1 protein-coding gene is annotated in these 1,358 nt (G+C 44.5%); it reads left to right on the forward strand.

Annotated elements, in window-relative coordinates:
- The coding region (locus R8O11_RS24860) for a hybrid sensor histidine kinase/response regulator (RefSeq protein WP_318194560.1) at nucleotides 1-1,314 on the forward strand (1,314 nt) is incomplete at its 5' end.
- Nucleotides 1,315-1,358: the final 44 nt, after the last annotated feature.

The following is a 1,358-nucleotide window of genomic DNA, read 5'->3' on the forward strand; positions in this document are numbered from 1 at the left end:
GGCCGCGAAAAGTCGGTTTCACATTTGCTGATTTCTTCACACAAAAGCGATAATAAACTGTTTTCGAACGAAGAGATTTCAGCACTACAAACATTGTTGATCCGCGTACAAAATACGATTGAGTCTGATAGAAAGATTCGTCAAAGCCGCGCGTTGGCCAACTCGATCGCCCATGAAATGCGCAACCCATTGGCGCAAGTTCAGCTTCAATTTGAAGCGCTGAAACAGCACATTGATAGCAATGCATCCGATGACAAGATCAGAAGCGATATCGAAAAAGGCCAAGCAGCAATTCAGCGTGGACGCCAACTCATCGACATCATCTTGCGCGAAGTCAGCGATACTTCTGCTGTGCATGAGCCCCTTTCGCTCACCTCGATTCATAAAGCGGTGGATCTTGCGGTGAGTCGATACGGTTTTGAAAACGAACACATCATCGAAAGGGTGAAACTTCCGACTCAAAACGACTTTGTCGCCAAAATCAACGAGACGCTGTTCAACTTTGTCATTTTCAATTTGATTCGCAATGCGATTTACTATTTTGATTCCTATCCCGATAGTCAAATTGAAATCAGAACCCTCGTCGGCCCTTATGAAAACACGCTTGTTTTCCGCGATACAGGGCCTGGGATTGATGACAGCATCGTACACAAAATCTTTGATGACTTTTTCTCATTCCAGAAAAGCGGCGGTAGCGGGCTTGGCTTGGGTTACTGTCAGCGCGTGATGCGTTCTTTTGGTGGTCGAATTGAGTGTAAATCGGTAACTAATGAATTTACCGAGTTTTATCTGCATTTTCCGGTTGTGCCAAATGCACCGAAAGTAGAAACGCTTCGAACGCCAAACTTTTACAACTGGAATCAGAAAGTCAAAACCAAACCAAGTCCAGAACCTGTCGTACAAATCAACAAAGATGCACCAACTGTGCTCATTGTCGATGATAAAGAGGTGCAACGTACTTTGGTTCAAATGTACCTAAACCGACTTGGCGTCAATAGTTTACAAGCCAATAACGGCGCAAATGCGGTGGAACTGTTTCAATCACATCAGGTCGATTTGGTGTTGATGGATGTTCAAATGCCGGTAATGAATGGGTTTGATGCCAGCGAAAAAATCAAGCAGTGCTCCCCAACTACGCCAATCATCGCCCTGTCTGGTGAATCTGGAGAGAAAGAGCTCGAGATGATCGCTAAGTTGATGGATGGTCGTCTGGAAAAGCCAACCACACTCAACGCATTGCGTGATGTACTGGTGCGATGGCTTCATTTCGATAAAATCAGCGTAACGAACAGTTATCAAATTGCGAATGAATAGTTGGCATTAAAACTGCTTAACTGAAGTACAAACCGAATTATCCA

The organism is Vibrio sp. 1288, from assembly GCF_033344475.1.